Annotated in this window: 18 protein-coding genes and 1 tRNA gene; 6 read left to right on the plus strand and 13 right to left on the minus strand. The window is 45.7% G+C overall.

Annotated features, from left to right (window positions below; translation table 11 throughout):
* Positions 1 to 15: 15 nt before the first annotated feature.
* From ICN26_RS07930 to hrpA, 4 genes are read right to left on the minus strand one after another with little or no spacing between them, the layout of a single operon-like run.
* Complete coding sequence (locus tag ICN26_RS07930) at positions 16 to 993, minus strand: sterol desaturase family protein (protein ID WP_216267926.1); 978 nt, start codon at positions 991 to 993, stop codon at positions 16 to 18.
* Positions 994 to 1,008: 15 nt separating this feature from the next.
* Positions 1,009 to 1,734, minus strand: coding sequence for a polysaccharide deacetylase family protein (locus tag ICN26_RS07935; protein WP_255534442.1), 726 nt, complete (start codon positions 1,732 to 1,734; stop codon positions 1,009 to 1,011).
* A gap of 54 nt (positions 1,735 to 1,788) precedes the next feature.
* The gene (locus ICN26_RS07940) at positions 1,789 to 2,805 is read right to left on the minus strand and encodes a YVTN family beta-propeller repeat protein (RefSeq protein WP_216267928.1); all 1,017 of its coding nucleotides are present in this window, start codon (positions 2,803 to 2,805) and stop codon (positions 1,789 to 1,791) included.
* Between the two features lie 59 nt (positions 2,806 to 2,864).
* Positions 2,865 to 6,899 carry an ATP-dependent RNA helicase HrpA gene (gene hrpA / locus ICN26_RS07945; protein WP_216268432.1) on the minus strand — a complete coding sequence of 1,345 codons (4,035 nt, stop codon included), beginning with the start codon at positions 6,897 to 6,899 and terminating at the stop codon, positions 2,865 to 2,867.
* Positions 6,900 to 6,964: 65 nt separating this feature from the next.
* Between hrpA and argA the strand changes: the two genes are divergently transcribed.
* Entirely contained in the window at positions 6,965 to 8,329 is a 1,365-nt protein-coding gene (gene argA, locus ICN26_RS07950) for an amino-acid N-acetyltransferase (RefSeq protein WP_216267929.1), read from the plus strand.
* A 54-nt stretch (positions 8,330 to 8,383) separates the two neighbouring features.
* Positions 8,384 to 8,656, plus strand: a complete 273-nt coding sequence (locus ICN26_RS07955; protein ID WP_215304216.1) for an oxidative damage protection protein — start codon at positions 8,384 to 8,386, stop codon at positions 8,654 to 8,656.
* A 221-nt stretch (positions 8,657 to 8,877) separates the two neighbouring features.
* Here the strand turns inward: ICN26_RS07955 and rpiA are convergent, their stop codons facing one another.
* Positions 8,878 to 9,588, minus strand: a complete 711-nt coding sequence (gene rpiA / locus ICN26_RS07960; RefSeq protein WP_216267930.1) for a ribose-5-phosphate isomerase RpiA — start codon at positions 9,586 to 9,588, stop codon at positions 8,878 to 8,880.
* 110 nt (positions 9,589 to 9,698) lie between these two features.
* Here rpiA and tal point away from each other — a divergent pair, with 110 nt between their 5' ends.
* A complete protein-coding gene (gene tal, locus ICN26_RS07965; RefSeq protein WP_216267931.1) occupies positions 9,699 to 10,667 on the plus strand; it encodes a transaldolase in 969 nt (322 codons plus the stop codon).
* Between the two features lie 30 nt (positions 10,668 to 10,697).
* Entirely contained in the window at positions 10,698 to 11,120 is a 423-nt protein-coding gene (gene trxC / locus ICN26_RS07970; protein WP_216860401.1) for a thioredoxin TrxC, read from the plus strand.
* Here trxC and rlmB read toward each other — a convergent pair.
* Positions 11,113 to 11,868 (minus strand): 23S rRNA (guanosine(2251)-2'-O)-methyltransferase RlmB, encoded by a 756-nt coding sequence (gene rlmB / locus ICN26_RS07975; protein WP_216267932.1) that lies wholly within the window; start codon positions 11,866 to 11,868, stop codon positions 11,113 to 11,115. The two genes, trxC and rlmB, sit on opposite strands and share 8 nt — an antisense overlap.
* Positions 11,869 to 11,897: 29 nt before the next feature.
* Positions 11,898 to 14,300, minus strand: a complete 2,403-nt coding sequence (gene rnr / locus ICN26_RS07980; protein ID WP_216267933.1) for a ribonuclease R — start codon at positions 14,298 to 14,300, stop codon at positions 11,898 to 11,900.
* A 122-nt stretch (positions 14,301 to 14,422) separates the two neighbouring features.
* Between rnr and ICN26_RS07985 the strand changes: the two genes are divergently transcribed.
* A tRNA-Leu gene (locus ICN26_RS07985) sits at positions 14,423 to 14,509 on the plus strand.
* Positions 14,510 to 14,670: 161 nt separating this feature from the next.
* On the opposite strand, the gene ICN26_RS07990 is transcribed toward ICN26_RS07985, so the two are convergent.
* The 4 genes from ICN26_RS07990 to ICN26_RS08005 are packed head-to-tail and all read right to left on the minus strand — an operon-like array spanning position 14,671 to position 16,791.
* On the minus strand, positions 14,671 to 14,853 hold the full coding sequence (locus ICN26_RS07990; RefSeq protein WP_215307375.1) for a 4-oxalocrotonate tautomerase: 183 nt from the start codon (positions 14,851 to 14,853) through the stop codon (positions 14,671 to 14,673).
* Positions 14,854 to 14,862: 9 nt separating this feature from the next.
* Positions 14,863 to 15,573: a class II aldolase/adducin family protein gene (locus tag ICN26_RS07995; RefSeq protein WP_216267934.1), complete on the minus strand. Its 711-nt coding sequence runs from the start codon at positions 15,571 to 15,573 to the stop codon at positions 14,863 to 14,865.
* A 9-nt stretch (positions 15,574 to 15,582) separates the two neighbouring features.
* Positions 15,583 to 16,080 carry a hypothetical protein gene (locus ICN26_RS08000; RefSeq protein WP_216267935.1) on the minus strand — a complete coding sequence of 166 codons (498 nt, stop codon included), beginning with the start codon at positions 16,078 to 16,080 and terminating at the stop codon, positions 15,583 to 15,585.
* Positions 16,081 to 16,104: 24 nt separating this feature from the next.
* Positions 16,105 to 16,791, minus strand: a complete 687-nt coding sequence (locus ICN26_RS08005) for a dienelactone hydrolase family protein (protein ID WP_216267936.1) — start codon at positions 16,789 to 16,791, stop codon at positions 16,105 to 16,107.
* Positions 16,792 to 16,964: 173 nt separating this feature from the next.
* Between ICN26_RS08005 and ICN26_RS08010 the strand changes: the two genes are divergently transcribed.
* Positions 16,965 to 17,120 carry a hypothetical protein gene (locus tag ICN26_RS08010; protein WP_216267937.1) on the plus strand — a complete coding sequence of 52 codons (156 nt, stop codon included), beginning with the start codon at positions 16,965 to 16,967 and terminating at the stop codon, positions 17,118 to 17,120.
* A gap of 95 nt (positions 17,121 to 17,215) precedes the next feature.
* On the opposite strand, the gene ICN26_RS08015 is transcribed toward ICN26_RS08010, so the two are convergent.
* Positions 17,216 to 17,719, minus strand: coding sequence for a hypothetical protein (locus ICN26_RS08015; protein ID WP_216267938.1), 504 nt, complete (start codon positions 17,717 to 17,719; stop codon positions 17,216 to 17,218).
* Positions 17,720 to 17,810: 91 nt separating this feature from the next.
* On the minus strand, positions 17,811 to 20,027 hold the full coding sequence (locus ICN26_RS08020) for a malate synthase G (protein WP_216267939.1): 2,217 nt from the start codon (positions 20,025 to 20,027) through the stop codon (positions 17,811 to 17,813).
* Positions 20,028 to 20,054 lie beyond the last annotated feature (27 nt).

The following is a 20,054-nucleotide window of genomic DNA, read 5'->3' on the forward strand; positions in this document are numbered from 1 at the left end:
GTGAACTATCAACTTCTATTTTGCTTTAGGAAAGATTTCTCGAATCGAGTGCATGAGACTCTGCCACTGGTGCTGCAATACATTTGGCGACAAAGCTAAGTCTCTGACTCCAGTGGGATGAACCTCTTTTGAAAAGATGGCAGTATTGAACATCATGTCCCACCAAGGAAACAAGACGCCAAAGTTACAACCACCCAAAACACCTGGCTTACCTTTGGCCTCATGACCGTACCCTACCGCGTGATGCAACCGGTGATACATCGGAGAAATTAATAAATATTTAAAAGGCCCAAGATGAATCTTCAAATTAGCATGTTGCCAACTTTGAATTAATTGACTCAATATCACTAATACAATAAATTGTGCGGGTGAAACGCCAAATAGTAGGGCAAAGAAGGAAAATACAAACGCATGCATGATGTCATCGACAATGTGATTGCGATCATCTGACCAAGCAGTCATCACCGTTTGACTATGATGCAAGGCATGTAGTTGCCACCACCAATTAAACACATGAGAGGCGCGGTGATAAACATACTCCACAAAATCAAGCAATATAAAGTAGATACAAAAACTCACCAAGGGTATCGATGTCACTGACGGCCACCAGGACTCCACATTGAGTCTAGCAAAACGAAAATCATGCAAGACCGAATCAATCTGAAAGAAAAATCCGGATAAGGCGATAAAAATCAGACCGTGAAAAATACCTAAACGATGAAACAGCGTGTAAAAAATATCTGCCTTAGAGCTCTTTGCAAACCGCTCTTGTATCTCTGCAGGAGAAAATCTCTCCCAGGCTCTGAGAATTACAGCAATCAGAAAAATCTGAATACATCCGAATAAAAACCAGTCGATACCATCAAACACATCCTCGGCCATTGACATCAGATCGAATTGATACAAAATTGGCCCAGCCACATAGGTAAACAAGAATTCTTGAACGCTAGCATAGGCTAAAGCAATGGAGGCTATCAGAGGGTTTGAGTCCATATGCTCAATTGTGTCTTATTTATCTCGTTTTGGCAGGGTTGCAAAACAAAACCCCCGAACTTTCAAATTCAGGATCAGCTGCTCTAATACTGCTGGCGCCCAAGGATCCTTGCGCGACCAAATGCCCAAATGAGCCATAGTGATATCGCCATCCTGAAGTTGACCGCTGGCCTTATCCAAAAGCATTTTATTGGGATACGTCTGTGAACTCAGTTCATCACCCAAAAATCCCGCAGCACTCCAGCCGACATGTTGATAAGAGCATTGATCACCCATCTTGATCGAACGGGGCGATGTTTTTCCGCCAGGAGCACGCCAGATTTTTTGAATACTAGCACCTGTTAACTCCTTAAAGCGCTCATCCACTCGACGGATTTCTCGGCAATAAGCTGCTTCGTTGTACAGAGTAGCTATTCCAGCCTTTGGTCCAAATTGTGGCTTTGCAAAGATCTCTCCGTTTGGGCCGTCCTTCACAAAGTACAAATGGTCATAAGTATGGCTACCAAAATGATGACCTTCACGAACGCGATCTTGCCAATACGATTTCCAAGAATCATCTAAAGAGAAATCACCACGGCTAGTTTTTTCATTCGCCAGAAAAAAAGTAGCTTTAACATTTTGGCGATTCAAGATGTCTGCAATAGTCTGAGCCACAGACATATTGCCAGTATCAAATGTGAGGTAAACCGTTTTTTTACATTGTGACTCTTGTGCAAAGCTCAGCGAAGAGGGTGCTGCCAAAAAAAAGAATATCGTCAGTCGAGCGAGAGTAGCATTCAAATACATCTAATTGGGCTATTCCCAGCTAGCACGCGGAGTGAAGAAAACGCCATGGGGGGATCTACCAACAGGAATTACCGAGACTAACTTCATCGAAGGTATATCAATGACTCCCACCTTTTTAGAGAAGCGGAGAGTGACCCACATGGTTTTTCCATCAGGGGTAATTTCCATATCATCCGGACCTGCCGGTAGCCCCGTAATATCGCCCATTTTTTCTAGGGTCTGCATATTAATCAGGCTGATACTTGATGCAATACGATTGGTTACGAACACATGCTTTTTATCGCCTAAGGGGCGGAAGTTGTGAGCACCCTTTCCAGTAAAGATTCGCTTTACCTCTTTACGGGATTTCCAATCAATGACTTGAACATAGTCCTCACCAGTAATGCCAACCAATATATATTGATCACCGGGCGTCATCCAGACTCCTGCTGGCACTTTACCCGTGGTCATTTTCCACATGACAGTCTGGGTATCCAGATCAATGGCCGCAAGTTCATTGGAGTCTTGCAAGGTAATAAATGCGATCTTGCTGTCTGCTGTAAATGCGACATGACTTGGCGTCTTACCCAACTTGATTGCTTTAGCTAACTTCAGATCTGCCCCTTGGGCGTGATAGACATCTACCCTGTCCAAACGATTGCCGTTTGCAATAAACCACTTATGATTGGGCGAGTAACCAATTTGGTACGGATCAATGATGTCCGGAATCCTGCCAGTCAACTCACCGGTAGTGGGATTCATCAGCACAACGTCATTGCCCGCGGCATTCGCAATCAGTAAAGTCTTTTGATCAGGAGTCATCATTAAGTGATGAGGCTCTTTTCCGACCGGTACCGTCTTGATCACTTTGCGGTTGGGCATATCAATCAGACTGACGGTGGCCTCACCAGAATTTAAGACAACCGCCAACTTAGGCTCGGGTGAACTTACACCTTGAGCATAGACAACATTTGAGAGCCCTACTAGGGCAAACACAGTCAGGATCGAAATACTGCTAAATTTGGCTTTACTAATGTAGGTATGCATGAGCGATATTGTAAGCAATTGATTCATCTAGCGCAGGTCTTTGAGCAGAATCATTTGACCTATCGCAAGCTAGCTAAGACTTTTTCTAGACGCTTTAAGGACATTGGGCTTGGGGTCTTTAACTCTTGGGCATATAAAGCCACCCTCAATTCCTCGAGTTGCCAGCGAAAATCCGTTAAAGCCTGATCTTCACTGATGGCATATGAAGCAGAGCCATGGCCAGCCTGAACGAGTTTTTGCCATGGCCTTGCAACCGACTCCCAGTCTTGTTGACACTGTGAATCCCGGCTGGGGTTAGCGCGCAATTTATCAATTCGCATAGCAATGGCCTTGAGATAGCGAGGGAAATGCACCAACTGGCCGTATGGCGTACCTGAAACAAATTTAGCAAATATGAGGCCTTGGATTTGATTCTGAATATCCACATGGGCAGTAGCCGAGGCAGCCTTTGCTTGGGATAACTTCTTTTGAAGATCTGCATAAGCCTGCAATGCCGCCAAGGCATGTTTTGCAATCTCCTGCGCAATCAGAGCCAAACGGGGCTTACCTGCTTGCAGACGCTCTGCAAATTGCTCGGCATTCATGGGCAATGGATCACTCATAAATGCCCGCTCTAAGGCAAGATTCAGAATTTGCTCAGTTAAGTCATCAACTGATCCAATGTTGATAAACAGCAATCCCAGCTCCCGAATTCCAGGAAGTTGTTTTTGCAAGGCTTTGAGTGTGTCTTTATTCGATAGCGCAAATAATCTACGCAACCCTTGCCAATGATGTTTTCTAGCTTCCAGCAAATCATCAAACACTTCAAGATCGCATGCTTCAGTACGGTCTACTAAGGCAGGGTATCCAAATAAGGTGCGATTGCCTTTCTGAATTTCTAGAGTCTCCGGTAACTCTCCAAAGTCCCAGCTTCGATAACCGCCCTGTTCGACCGTTTTTACTAAAGATACATTACCGCTTTGATTGACTTTGCCAACAGGCGCCGAGTTATTTACTGGGGCACCACTCCCAAGCTCATCGTGGACTGCTTGTTGCGCTATGGCTTGGAAGGCTGTGCGGGCAGTCTCTCCATACTCAGCGCGTAATCGAGATAAATTACGCTCTAATTCCAGTTGGCGGCCGTGCTCATCCACTAGACGGAAATTCATTGAAGAATGCAAAGGTAAGGATTCAGGCCTGAAATCGCTGCGCTTAATTTCTAAGCCGCGCTCTTTACGAATATCGGTAATAAGGCTATCTAAAAAGTCACCTACTCCGAACTGCTTACCTGAGAGCATCCGCTCTAAAAAAGATTTTGCATACTCGGGCAGTGGAACGCAGTGGCGACGTAATTTTTGAGGCAGTGATTTGAGTAATAACCCAATTTTTTCTTCACACATACCTGGAACCAACCAATCACATCGACGACCATCAACCTGATTCAGTAGAGTTAAGGGAACAACTAGAGTTACTCCATCCTTGGGGCTGCCAGGCTCGAAGTGATAAGTCAAACTCAGTTCGCTTCCACCAACCATCATTTTTTTAGGATAGCGATCAACCGTAATACCGGCTGCCTCATGACGCATTAAATCTGCTTTGGCTAAACGCAAAAGACTGTCGGGGGACTCCTCAGCAATTCCTTTGCTCGCCGATGTCTTTAGCAGCCAGGCTTTCATGCTCTCCCTACTCAGTACATCCTCAGGAATACGTGAATCATAAAAAGCAAAAAGGAGATCATCGTCTACCAACACATCGGGACGTCGTGAGCGATGCTCTAAAGCCTCAATCTCTTTAATCAGTCTGCGGTTGTGCCAAAAGAATTCAAAAGTCCCGGGATATTTTTTTCTAGCATCGGCCTCAGTCTCCCGTATCAATGCTGGGGTATCCATGCGACCAAACATCTCTTCTTGAACTAAGGCCTGGGTAATGAATAAATTACGCGCATCTTTTGGGTTGTGTGGTTCATAACGCACACGACGACCGTGATAAATGGGGAGTCCATATAAAGTGCCACGCTCAAAGGCCATCACTTCGCCTTGACGGCTATCCCAAAAAGGCTCACTCAACGATTTAATCAGACGGTGGGCTGCAACCTTCTCAACCCATTGGGGCTCTATTTTCGCAATTGTGCGAGCGTACATGCGATTGGTTTCTTGCAGTTCACCAGCCAAAATCCAAGCGCCAGCCTTTTTGCCAATAGTTGAACCTGGCCAAATAAAGGGGCGAATACCGCGTGCGCCCATATAGCTACCAGTTTTGCTACCACGCTCCTGAGATTTTTCATCCTCTTCTTTTTTAGCTACATAACCTAAGAGGCCAGTTAATAGCGAGAGATGAACTTGTTCATAAGTAGCGGCGGATGGATTTTCTTTCCAGCCCTTTTCAGCCAACATCGTATGTAACTGACTATGGACATCGCGCCATTCACGTAGACGTCTGGGTGATAAAAATTTACTGCGGCACAGATTTTCTAATTGTCGATTGCTGTGCTTATGCTTTAAGGCATCTTGATACCAATCCCAAAGCTTAACAAAGCTCAAAAACTCGGAACGCTCATCCGCAAACTGCAAATGCGCTTGGTCAGCGGCAGCAGCCTGGACCATGGGTCGATCACGCGGATCTTGTGTAGCCAAAGCAGAGGCGATGACAGTGACCTCACGCAATGCGTTGTGCTCTTTGGCAGCCAATAGCATTCGACCAATCCGAGGATCTAATGGCAGATCTGCTAACTGCTTACCAATGGGGGTGAGCTTGAATCTGCTGTTGCTATCCGTCTCACTACTAATGGTGGCATCGTCATAGACGATAGCGCCCAACTCATCTAAGAGCTGGACACCATCTGCAATCGCGCGACCCAAAGGTTTATCAATAAACGGAAATTCTTGAATACGGGGTAAACGTAGAGAACTCATCCGAAGCAACACCGCCGCCAGTGAGCTACGCAAAATTTCTGGATCAGTAAATTTAGGACGACTTAAATAATCTTGCTCGCTATAGAGACGAATGCAAATACCATCAGACACACGACCACAACGACCTGCCCTCTGGTTGGCAGCTGCCTGAGAGATTGACTCGATCTGAAGTTGTTCCACTTTATTGCGATAGGAATAGCGTTTGACGCGCGCTAATCCGCTATCCACCACATAACGAATATTGGGAACGGTTAATGAGGTCTCGGCAACGTTAGTCGTCAAAATAATGCGTCGGCCATTGCCAGGACTAAATACGCGCTCTTGCTCTGCAACTGATTGCCGAGCAAAAAGACTCAAAATTTCGGGATGAAAGCGCTGCTGGAGAACATGGTCTTTTCTGAGAGCTTCAGCACAATCCCGAATCTCCCGCTCTCCTGGCAGAAAGACCAGTACATCACCTGCACCCGATACACCCTCACGCCATACTTTTGCAATTGCTTCTGTTACAGCGTCAGAAAGCTCCTTAGCTTCTTTGGATTCCTTTTTTCCGTCAGGCTTAGCATCAGGTTCCAGCGGCTCATAACGTTGCTCAACCGGAAAAAGTCGCCCACTCACCTCAATCACTGGAGCAGACTTACCATTTATTGCGAAATGATCCGAAAAACGCTTGGCATCAATGGTCGCCGAGGTAATGATCAACTTCAGGTCTGGGCGCTTGGGTAGCAACTGTCTCAGATAACCCAATAGAAAATCAATATTGAGGCTGCGTTCATGTGCCTCATCAATAATGAGAGTGTCATAGGCGCGCAACTGAGGGTCTCGCTGCGTTTCTGCAAGCAAGATACCGTCGGTCATCAACTTAATTGAAGCGCCCTGACTGGTCTTATCAGCAAAGCGCACTTGGTAGCCTACGTCTTGACCAATTGGAGTGCCCAACTCCTGAGCGATACGCTTTGCAGTGGCTGTAGCAGCGATACGGCGAGGTTGCGTATGACCAATAAGGCGACCGCCGTTAATAGTGCCCTTGCCAAGATCTAAACAGATTTTGGGTAATTGGGTTGTTTTGCCCGATCCAGTCTCTCCACAAAGAATCACAACCTGATGGGAGCTCAAGGCATCCTTGATGATTTGGCGCTGGCTTGATACCGGCAACTCCTCCGGAAAGCGAATCTCCAGCCGTCGAATGGTGTTGGAAGCAGGCACACTCACGGAGCTTGCTTTGGGTTTTTGTTGGTTTAATGGCTCTTGCACCCTATAATTTTCTCACTATGCCAACAAATGCACCGAATCCCGGCTCAAATGCCGAAGAATCCAGCTCTAACTTTCCTTTTGTAGGATGGTTGCGTGACGTTGCGCCCTATATCCACAGCTTCCGTGAGAAGACCTTTGTCATTGCCTTTGCTGGTGAGCTAGCTCAAGAAATTGGCCTAGAAAATCTGATTGAAGATATCGCCATGTTGCACGCCATGGGTATGCGCATTGTTTTGGTTCATGGCATACGCCCTCAAATTGAAGAGCAGTTAATGCTCCGTAATATTAAGAGCCAATTTGGTCAAAGCGCAATGCATAGCTATCGGATTACCGATGCAGCAGCCCTAGAATGCGTCAAAGAAGCTGCTGGTGAATTGCGCTTAGATATCGAGGCAGCATTTAGTCGGGGATTGCCCAATACTCCGATGGCAGGCTCACGAATCTCGGTCATCTCAGGTAACTTTATTACAGCAATGCCGGTAGGCGTTGTTGAGGGAATTGATTACATACATACCGGCTTAGTGCGTAAAGTAGATTCCACCTCTATTAAGCTCTCACTCGACAGCAATAAGATCGTACTGCTGTCACCATTGGGATTCTCACCAACTGGTCAAGCATTTAATCTTGCTTTTGAAGATGTAGCCGCATCTACTGCTGCAGCACTCAAAGCAGATAAATTGATTTTCTTAAGTCCTTATGCAGGCTTGAAAGATGAGGAAGATGACTTCATCACCGAACTCTCAATGCCTCAGCTTCAAGAATACGTAGCTCAGCATCCAGAACTCGATCTAGGTATGAAGAGTTTGTTAAATATTTCTGGTAGAGCTATTCGTGCTGGCGTAAGTCGGGTGCACTTTCTACCTTGTAACCGAGATGGTGCCCTGTTAGAGGAACTCTTTACCCATGATGGGATTGGCATGATGCTGGCCTCATCCGATATTGAGAATTTGCGTGAAGCCAATCAAGATGACGTTGGCGGTATTCTGCAGCTCACTAGCCCGCTGGAAGAAGAAGGTATTCTGGCTGCCCGAGGTCAAGACGTGATTGAGCGTGACATTCAACGTTTCTCTGTGATTGAGCATGACCGCGTTCTCTTTGGATGTGCAGCCCTCTTCCCATTCCCGAATGGCGTAGGTGAGCTTGCTTGCCTCGCAGTAGATCCCGATGTTCAAGGCTCAGGCGATGGAGAGCGCTTGCTCAAGCGCGTTGAAATGCGAGCAAAACGGGAAGGCATCAAAAAGCTTTTCGTCTTGACGACTAGAACAGAGCACTGGTTTTTGAAACGCGGCTTTAAGCGCGCCTCGGTAGATGATCTTCCAGAAGAAAGAAAGCAAATTTACAACTGGGATCGAAAATCTATGGTTTTGACCAAAGATCTGTAACAAGATATTCGTTTTATTTTTTCTTCAGCACACCGTATTTGAAAGGCAACACAAATGGCACGCATGGTTCAATGCATCAAACTCAACAAAGAAGCTGAAGGAATGGATTTCGCTCCACTACCAGGCGACCTCGGTAAGAAAGTTTGGAATCAAGTCTCGAAAGAAGCTTGGGCCGCTTGGTTAAAGCACCAAACCATGCTTATTAATGAGAATCGTCTGAATATGGCTGACCCTCGTGCTCGTCAGTACCTCCTCAAGCAAGTTGAAAAATACTTCTTTGAAGGTGGTGCAGACATGGCTCAGGGTTATGTACCGCCAGCTGAATAATTCTTTTCGAATATCTCTTGACGAGTCAAATTCAGAAGCATAGGATGAACTCGTAGTCAGTCAGTTCTCGTGATCGACTACATTGGCGAAAGCCACTACTCGTAAGCATATCTATGTGCTTATGGGCATTGGGAACTAAAACTCTTTCCTTTGCCTGCGCCATGAATCATCATGGCAAACGAACCCGATGGATCAGCTTGCTGCCCCGTCGGGTTTTTTAATTAGAAAGTGATTCTACTCACTCCGGATGGGTTGCTCACCAACAAAATATCTGCTCTCTCTTTTGCGAATAAACCAACAGTGATTACGCCAGCGATTTGATTCATTTGCGCCTCAAGAGCGATAGGATTAGCGATCTTTAAACCCGAGATATCCAAAATCCATCCGCCGTTATCTGTCACAAAGGGCTGACTTGGTGTCTGAGCTAAGTCTGTATGAGTCTCTTTGCTCATTCTGAGTCTTACTGTACCGCCCAACTTATTTAGCTCTTGAGTAACAATTCCTTTTGACAAAGGAATAATTTCCACAGGTAATGCAAAGTTACCCAACACCGGCACCTGTTTTGAGGCATCGCAGATACAGATAAATTGTTTAGCCATAGAAGCAATAATTTTTTCGCGGGTCAAAGCGCCGCCGCCGCCTTTAATCATGTGGCCAGCAGGATCGATCTCATCAGCGCCGTCTACATAGGCAGGCAGATGATCCACCTCATTAGGATCCAAAACCTTAAAACCGTGTTTTAACAGGCGCTCTGTCGTGGCATTAGAACTAGATACTGTCCCCAAAAAATGATCTTTATGGGGTGCTAAGGCATCAATGAAATAGTTGGCGGTAGAGCCCGTCCCAATACCCAAGATCTGGCCTGCAGGTAGCTTTAAAACCTCATCCAGAGCCGCTTCACCTACCAATTGCTTTAGTTGATCTTGATTCATGATCTTGCCCGATATCCTTATCTGAACTGGAACAGCCTTATTTATCCATCTATCATATGATATTCAATCTATTCCACCTGATTAATTCATCGAGAGTATTGCAAATAGCCATGACATCACCAGCAAGCGCACTGAGCCAACTCAAACAATTCACCACCGTTGTGGCCGATACTGGCGACTTTGAGCGTATGCGGGAATACCAACCACAAGACGCTACCACCAACCCATCCCTGATCCTGAAAGCGGCACAGCAAACCAACTATCAGGCCTTGGTAAATCAAGTCAAATCAGCGCACCCCGGCATAAAACCCGTCGATTTTGTCGACCATATTCTAGTAGCTTTTGGTCTGGAGATTTTGAAGATCGTCCCAGGAAGGGTTTCGACTGAAGTAGATGCCCGCCTCTCTTTTGATACTCAGGCAACAATTCAGAAGGCTAAGCATCTCATCTCACTGTATGAATCGCACGGGATTGATCGCAAACGTGTTTTGATTAAGCTTGCTGGTACATGGGAGGGAATTGAGGCAGCTAAAGCTTTAGAGGCTGAAGGGATTCACTGCAATATGACACTCCTCTTCTCTTTGGTGCAAGCAGCAGCTTGTGGTGCAGCTCATGCGAAATTGATTTCTCCTTTTGTAGGGCGCATTACCGATTGGCATAAGACAAAGCTTGGCAGCAATTGGAGCGATGAACATCATGGCGGCGCAAATGATCCTGGCGTTACATCAGTCAAGCGCATCTTCCACTATTACAAAAATTTCGGGATCAATACCGAAATCATGGGGGCTAGCTTCCGTAATACCAGTCAAATATTAGAGCTAGCTGGGTGCGACTTACTCACCATCAGTCCAGAGCTATTGGGCGATCTACAGAAAAGCACTGCCGTGGTGGAGAAAAAACTAAATTCTAGTAATGCGGCTAGCGCACTTACCAGCGAACATATCGTCGCACTAAAGCTAGATGAGTCGAACTTTAGATTGCAGTTGAATAATGATGCAATGGCTACTGAAAAGTTAGCTGAAGGCATTAGAAATTTCTGTATCGATACCGAGAAACTAGAAGCGCTCCTAAGTAAGTAATTCTTAAAATCGACTGATTGAGGAATCAAGATGATTATTCATTGTCCGCATTGCAATAAAGGAAATCGTGTTCCAGCTGAAAAGCTCAATCAAACGCCTGTCTGCGGAGCCTGTCAACAAGAGCTCCTATCGCTTCCGGTTAACGCCACAGCAGCTAACTTTAGCGAACTCGTAACTCAATCCGTCATGCCAGTGATAGTGGATTTCTGGGCGCCATGGTGTGGGCCCTGCAAGATGTTTGGACCCATTTTTCAGGGAAGTGCCATTGCCCATGCAAATCAAGTTTTGTTTGTAAAAGTCAATACCGAGGCAGAGCAACTACTCGGATCTCAATGGAATATCCGATCAATACCAACACTCGCAGGATTTAAGGGTGGCAAAGAAGTACACCGTGTTAGTGGTGCTCTGCCGCCAGCAGAACTTGAGCAATTTGTGCAGCAGTTGACTATTTAGGCTCTTTGGATAATCGCTGCCTTAGTGCCTCATACAAACAAACGCCACTTGCAACGGATACGTTTAGACTTTCTACAACACCCTTCATCGGAATACGCACCAACTCATCACAAGTCTCGCGGGTTAAACGGCGCATACCCTCACCCTCTGCACCCATAACGATTCCAATGGGGCCAGTCAGATCTAAATCGTAAATCGATTTTTCAGCTTCATCGTCAGTACCGATTAGCCAAACACCGGCTTCTTGCATTTCTTTCATGCTTCGAACTAAATTGGTAACAGTAATGACAGGCATTACTTCAGAAGCACCACTCGACACTTTGCTCACAGTAGCATTAATTGAGGCTGAGCGATCCTTAGGAATCACTACCGCATCCACACCAGCACCATCGGCCACGCGCAAGCATGCACCAAAGTTATGAGGGTCGGTCACACCATCCAAAACCAAGAACATCACCTTATTTTGATTACTTTGTGCATCCTCCACTACCTCAGTAATGGTCCTAGCAATAGTCATCTTCTCCGCCAAAGCCACCACACCTTGATGGCGATCATGCCCTGCCAGCTTGTGAAGACGCTCGGCATCAGCAGCATGCAATCTCTCGCCTAAAATTTCTTCAGCTTGCTTTAGGAAATCACCCATACGACGATCACGCCGACTAGGGTCAAAATAAACTGACTTCAGACTTGCTGCATCTACTCGCAAACGCGCTTGTACTGCATGAAAACCAACTAATATTTGCTTCATCTTTACTTATCTCGATCTGATGTTGATACTTATTTGCGACGTGCTTTAGTGCTGCGAACAGGTGGTTTGCTACCAGCAGGCTTACCGGCAGGTCTTGTGGGCTTCCCAGACTTCGCAACTTTACTTGCGGTCCGCCCAGCTTGATTCTTGGATTGATTTGCACCTAGGTTACCAGCAGATTTAGCGGCATTCACATTCACGCCAGAATGCTTCTGCGGTTCTTTGCTGCCAGGACGACCTTTTTTGGGGGAAGCTTTTTTATTGGGTCTACCGGTATCGCTGGCCAATATGATTTGACGACGATTGGTAGTGCCACCAGGCTCTAAACCAACCGATTTCACCAGACTAAATTCAATCTTACGCGCATCTAGATCCACTCGACTGACTAAAACATGTACCCGATCACCTAAGCGATAACGAATACCAGTTCTCTCGCCACGTAATTCTTGACGGGCTTCGTCATACTGAAAATAATCACCACCTAATTCAGTTACATGGATCATACCCTCAACAAAGAGGTTTTCCAATTGTATGAATAAACCAAATGTAGCTACGCCAGTAACCGTGCCAGCATATTCTTGTCCCAAATGATCGCGCATGTAATAACACTTGAGCCAAGCTTCTACATCACGAGATGCCTCATCTGCGCGGCGCTCATTAGATGAGCAATGCACGCCAAGTTGGCCCCAAATAGGCATTGCTGCATTAGCGCCCTTGGGTAATTTAGGTAAACGTGTGCCATTAGCTGCAGCCTCTTTTGCGTCGCTATGGGACTTCTTGGCATTCACGGCATTTTCGCGACCCTTACCTTTGCGTGGCAAAGTGAGATTCAGTGGAACCGTTGGTGGCAATACTGGTGTGTAAGGTTTCTTAGTGAGAATTGCTTTGATGACGCGATGAGTCAAGAGATCAGGATAACGACGAATCGGGCTTGTAAAATGTGAATATGCAGGATAAGCAAGACCGAAGTGACCTTCATTGTCAGGCTGGTACATTGCCTGCTGCATAGAGCGCAAAACAACCGACTGAAGCATATTTGCATCGGGACGCTCTTTGATCTCGCGCATGAGCTTGGCATAGTCTCTTGGTTTTGGCTTTTCACCGCCGCCCAATGACAAGCTAGAGGTACGCAAGACTTGACGCAAAGTCATGAGCTTCTCTTCTGAAGGTTCACCATGAACGCGGTAGAGACTGAGATGCTTATTTTTATCAATGAAATCTGCTGCGCAGACGTTTGCTGTCAACATGCACTCTTCAATCAAGCGATGTGCATCGTTGCGCAGACGAGGTTCAATACGCAAAATCTTGCCCAACTCATTACTAATAATTTGGGTTTCGGTTGTCTCAAACTCGATAGCGCCACGTTTTTGACGTGCATCGAGCAAAATTTTGTATAGGGAATAGAGATTCGTCAGTAGAGGTCTGAACTGGGCAAAGCGTGTCGCTTCAGGACCTTTGCTATTAGAAAGAATCTCCCAAACTGTATCGTATGTAAAGCGTTGCGCGGAATGCATCACTGCTGGATAGAACTGGTAAGCCAGCACTACTCCGCTTTGATCTACTACCGAATCACACACCATACATAAACGATCAACATCAGGATTCAACGAACAAAGACCATTAGAGATCTTTTCCGGCAGCATGGGTATTACCCGTCTTGGGAAATACACTGAGGTTGCACGCAGAAGTCCTTCGTCATCCAAAGGGTGTCCCGGCTTCACATAATGAGATACGTCAGCGATCGCAACGATTAGTCGCCAAGCCTTGCTCTTGCCGTACATCACTGGCTCGCAATACACCGCATCATCAAAGTCGCGAGCATCAGCACCGTCAATGGTAACTAAAGGAACGTCGCGCAAATCCACACGACCTTCCAGATCGGATTGCTGTACGGTATCGGGTAAGGCATCTGCTTCTTTTTTTGCAGCCACCGAAAATTCGTGGGGCACACCATATTTACGGACAGCGATTTCAATTTCCATACCAGGATCATCGATTTCACCCAACACCTCGACAACACGACCAATGGCTTGACGGTAGCTATCTGGATAGTCAATGATCTCGACACTGACCACCTGACCTAATTTAGCGTTACCTTGGCCTTTTGGTGGAATCAAAATATCGTGACCAATACGCTTGTCTTCTGGCGCAACAATCAAAACACCATTCTCATTTAAGAGACGCCCAATGACTACTTTATTGGCGTGCAAAATGACATCGACAATCTGACCTTCTGGGCGACCGCGCCGATCCGTTCCTAATACTCGGACATTGACCCTATCTGCATGCATAACACGGGACATTTCTCTTTCAGAAAGAAAAATATCTTCACCACCGTCATCCGGGATAACAAATCCAAATCCATCTCGGTGACCTTGGACTGTACCTAAACGGTCAGCCTCTCGTGGCACCAAGTTTTTTGCTTTACGCATTTAATTCCTTCGGCAATACATGCCTTATATTTCAATGAAAATTCTGAATTAGCCTACTGTATCAAACCATCAAGTCTGAAGGGTGAAAGGCCAGAAGGCACAAACCTTTATAATAACGGCATGCCCAGGTGGCGAAATTGGTAGACGCACCAGCTTCAGGTGCTGGCGATCGTAAGGTTGTGGGGGTTCGAGTCCCTTCCTGGGCACCAAACATGGCTTAACAGCACTCTGCACCTCAAAATACGAGGCCAACATAGAGGAAAACTGGCCGTTTCTACATAAAAACACATAAAGTCTATATGGGGGCGTCTTTCTTAAATACAAGCCCCATTTTGGTTTCCACATTCAGGCATTCATTAATACGTAAACATTAATCGCTCCATAACTTGCCTGCAGTCGCCCAATCTGATTTCTTAACGTCTTGATAAATAACATCCACTGATTCAGCGCTGCATCCCATAATTTTGACAGCTGCTTCCGTGATTGCCTTGGCGTACTCGCGCTTGACCTCATCGCTGCGACCCTCAAATAATTGAACTTGAATTAATGGCATAAATATCTCCTAATCACTATTTTTTAATAAACTTAAATAAGCAGGCCACTCAATCTGACCTTCCTCTTCACCATCACTGCATAATTGCTCATAAGTCATTCTGCAAATTGCCGGATCGGGAACAATCAATCCTTCTGCCTCACCTGCCAAAAGTTGAATTTTGCAGGCCTTATCTAATACGTCCATCAAATAAAATGCCTGCTGAATACTGACTCCACAGATGATGCTGCCGTGATTTTCTAACAATAAAGCCTTCTTATCTCCAAGAGCTGATATGAGTCCTACCTGCTCAGAGGCTGATAAGGCCAGCCCTTGATAGCGATGCCTTTCAATGTCGCCATAAAAGCGTAAGGCATGCTGCGATAGTGGCAATAATCCTTGCTTTTGTGTAGACACAGCAATGACTGCATCAACGTGCAAATGCAGTACACATGCAGCATCTGGTCTAGCCGCATGTACCGCTCCATGAATGGCAAAACCAGATTTGTTCACTGGCCCTATACCTGAGATGATTTCTCCTTGAAGATTCACCTTGACTAAATTTTCTGGTAACACTTCGTCAAAGCGCAAACCAAATTGATTGATTAGATAAGCGCCCTCTTCGTTTGGAATAGAAGCAGTAATGTGGGTATAAATACCATCATCCCACCCCTTCATTGCAGCGAGACGATATGCTGCAGCTAAATTGATTCGAACTTCTTCCTCAGTTTGATTCGTCATATCGTAGAACTAGAGTCCCATAGAGCGATGCAAGATCTTGGGTTTCATTTCATCCCAAAGACCTTCAAACTCTTCAGCCCTATCATCTGATAGAGCCATGGGCTCAAAGAGCCCGCTAAAGAAGATTGTCTTTTTGGGAGCCAGAATCTTTTCAAACTCAGTTAATCCAACCGGCTTATCGTCAACATCCCGCGTTAATTGGGCGGAGCACACAATTGCTTGTACGTCGTCCTGATCAATTACTGCAAACTCAATGAGTTGTTGAGACTTCTCTAGGACCACTAAAGTTCCACGCGCATAACAAACCGCCTCATGCTCTTGCACGATATAAGCCAAAAATTGATTTTCTTCTTCCGTATTCATACGCAAGTCATCAATAAAAAAGAGGTATTGACTCCCTTCACCATTGACCAAGGTAAAGACCTTAGGTATCACACCATGCCCTAAAGCAAGATTACGGTAGTAAGAAGAAAGTTCAACGGCGAGGTTTTCGGCAAAAAGATGCATAGGATAGATCTAGAAGTAAATTACTTATGGAGTTAGCTGAGTTTTTAAAAAAGTCAACGTGCGATCCCAAGCTAAATCTGCAGCTATAGCGTTGTATTGCAATGGTGGCAGACCTCTAGCGTCTGACTTTGGATTAGCAAAAGCATGCTTAGCGTCATAGCGTTGGAAATCATACTTAACTCCAGCTGCTTTCAGCTTTTCTTCCAGTTGATCTACGCCAGCGATAGAGAAAAAATCATCATGCAGCGCCCAGTGCGCCAACATCGGTTTTTTGATAGCCGTTGCATCAACATACTCTAGTGGAGGGTAACCATACCAAACCACTGTTCCATCACATTCCGGAACAAGTCCAGCAGACAATACTGTGAGCGCCCCGCCCATACAAAAACCGGTTATAGCAACTTTAGTGCTACCTGTTGACTTGAGATACTGAACAGCGCCACGGATATCTTGGCTGGCAGCATCACCAAAATTTAAATCATTCATGAGGTGCTCTGCTTCATTTGCTTCCAAAGCGAGCTTACCTCGGTACAGATCCGGAACTAAGGCGCGATATCCCGCATTTGCTAAACGGTTAGCAACATTCTTAATCTCATCATCAAGACCCCACCACTCTTGAATCACTACTACGCCAGGAGCATTTTTAGGGTTGGTGGGCTCAATTAAATAGGCTTCTACCAAAGTGCCATCTGGTCTCTTAAATGAAATCATCACAATCTTTCTTTTTCAAATATATTGGTTTAAGGCGCTTGTTTATCCTTGTGAATATAGCCCGCCTAGCAGAAAGTAAGCAAGCCGCATCATCAAGGTGGGTTTTTATAGGTAGTAGCTGCAATTGCTAAGAATAAGGTGTATCATTAGGGTTAACCCTTAAGGAGCTCACCATGGCACATTCAAACTCAGTACAGTTTCAACAGGCATCTGCTTTCAGCTTTAAGCCTTTTTTAGCAATCAAAGACTTTTTCTTAGTGTTGGCAGCTGCTTTTAGCGAGGCTAAAGTGATGGAGCAGAAATCACGTAGAACTAGCGGAAATTGGTAATTTATTGCTGATCTAGCTCTGTTTTAGGCCATTTTTGGTCATTTTTTCAGGATTAAGCCTCCGTTTTTCTGGAGGCTTTTTTCTGCATAGCGCCCCTAGCGCAAAATGTAATAGCCATAAACACAGCGTGACCCACCCCGAGCAGGGTTGTGCGTATCCTGGATAACACCATCAATTACAGCCGTCAGGTGCTTAGAAACCTTCACAATCAATCTTCCTTTAGGTAGCTCACTAGCTAGTAGGTGGACCTGACAACCTGCACCAACCTTCATTGTAGGAATCCAATCAAACCCATGTCTCACAATGTAGCCATGAAATACATTGCGATGATTGCCGTTACGCGGTGAAGCGCCCTTAGCGTTTAGCCGCCTAGCTAACTTATCGTTTCGTTGATCAGCATAAGCTGCATTAGCAGCGCGAAGATCTTCATAGACTTGCAAATAAGGCAATTGGGCGGCAATAGCAATCGCTCGAACTACGCAGTCACCAGCCCCACCTTTGAAACCTGCAAGCTCCCTCCCTCCATCATTCACTTGAAAGCCCAGTTCTTGACCACGGCCATGAGATGGCCTAGTGAAGAGGTTTAAAAAGCTAAGCATTGCATAGGTGGGAGTTCAGGTAAGTTGTGGCCAAAAAGAAAAAATGGACTTGCCTGTCGACAAATCCATTCTCAATGCTGCTCACTTCAGATTACTTTGCTTGCGCCTGCTTGACCTTCAAGCGCCAAGCATGCAGCAAGGGTTCGGTATAACCGTTTGGCTGCTCAAGACCTTTAAAGATCAGATCACTTGCGGCTTGAAATGCATATGAATCCTTATAGTTTGGCATCATTGGTTTGTATAAGGGATCTCCAGCATTTTGATTATCAACAATAGTGGCCATTCGTTGCATAGCTTCCTCGACTTCCGCTTTGCTGACATACTTGTGCAGCAACCAGTTGGCAATGTGCTGACTAGAAATACGTAATGTTGCGCGATCTTCCATCAAGCCTACGTTATAAATATCAGGCACCTTAGAGCAACCAACGCCTTGGTCAATCCAGCGAACTACATAACCCAAAATACCTTGGCAATTATTATTGAGGGATTCGCGAATCTCCTCTTTAGTCCAGTCGGGATATAGCGCAATTGGTACAGTCAAGAGATCATCAGTCAAGGCTTCATACTCAGCTGCAGTATCTTGCTTCTCCATATCCTCTTGGATCTTTGCCACGTCAATCTGGTGATAGTGAATTGCATGCAAAGTGGCGGCAGTAGGCGAAGGTACCCAAGCGGTATTAGCCCCCGCTTGCGGGTGTGCAGATTTTTGCTCTACCATTTCCTTCATAAGGTCTGGCGCAGGCCACATGCCCTTACCAATCTGTGCACGACCACGTAGGCCACAATCTAAACCTGCCAAGACATTACGGCGCTCATAAGCCCCAAACCATTTGGCAATCTTCATCCTACCTTTACGAACCATGGCGCCACCATACATGCCGGTATGCATCTCATCGCCGGTACGATCTAAGAATCCAGTATTAATAAAGGCAACGCGAGCACCAGCAGCAGCGATGGCAGCTTTAATGTTGACGCTCATACGGCGCTCTTCATCCATGATGCCTAATTTGACTGTGTTCTCTGGCAAACCCAGTAATTTCTCAACCCGACCAAAGAGCTCGCCAGCAAATGCCACTTCTTCTGCGCTGTGCATTTTTGGTTTCACAATATAGACAGAGCCTTTACGTGTATTACCAATAGCTTGAGTTGCTGGGCGATTGATGTCATATAAAGCAATCAATACAGTCACGACTGCATCTAAGATGCCTTCGTAGATTTCCTTACCTTCGCCAGTAATAATGGCTGGGTTAGTCATCAAGTGACCAACGTTACGTAGAAACAAGAGTGAGCGACCATGCAAAGTAACTACGCCGTCTTTCGCATTGACAGCGCCAATGCCTGCAGTGTATTTACGATCTGCGTTGAGTGTGCGGGTAAAAGTCTTGCCGCCTTTGCTAACTTCTTCAACCAAAGTACCTTTGAGAATGCCTAACCAATTCTCATAAGCAAGCACCTTGTCATCGCCATCAACAACGGCTACTGAGTCTTCTAAATCCAAAATGGTGGAGAGCGCAGCTTCAAGTACCACATCATTTACACCCGCTAAATCAGCAGCCCCAATGGTTTTCGTCTTATCAATTTGGATATCAATGTGAATGCCGTGATTGCGCAGTAAAACAGATGATGGTGCAGAGGCATCGCCTTGGTAACCAACAAACTGCTTCTCATCAGCCAAACCCGTTGTGCTGCCGTCTTTTAATTTCACGGACAGTTTTTTGTCTACAACGCTATAGGCAATTACATCACTATAGGAGGCCTTAGCTAAAGGAGCGGCTTGATCCAAAAACTGACGGGCGTAGGCAACTACCTTAGCACCACGAATTGGGTTGTATGCTCCGGCTTTGGTAGCACCATCCTCTTCAGAAATAACATCTGTGCCGTACAGCGCATCATACAAAGAACCCCAACGCGCATTTGCAGCATTTAAGGCATAGCGCGCATTAAGCACCGGAACAACTAGTTGAGGGCCGGCTTGGAGTGCCAGTTCATCATCCACATTTTGAGTAGTCGCCAAAACTTTAGCAGGGACATCGTCGATATAACCAATTTCTTTCAAGTACTTACGATAAGCAGGCATATCTTTGATTGGCCCAGGATTGGCTTGATGCCATTTATCCAAATCCAATTGCAAGCGATCACGCTTAGCCAGTAATGCTTCATTTTTTGGACTTAGATCTTTAACGATCTCGTCAAAACCCTTCCAAAAATCTGCGCTTTTAATACCTGTACCAGGCAAGACTTTATCTTCAATAAAACGGTAAAGCGGTGTAGCTACTTGAAGACTATTACATTGTGTACGTGCTGTCATTTCAAAATCCCAAAACAAATGTGTAAA

Origin of the sequence: Polynucleobacter hallstattensis (genome assembly GCF_018881835.1) — a bacterium.
In the GTDB taxonomy this organism is placed as follows: domain Bacteria; phylum Pseudomonadota; class Gammaproteobacteria; order Burkholderiales; family Burkholderiaceae; genus Polynucleobacter; species Polynucleobacter hallstattensis.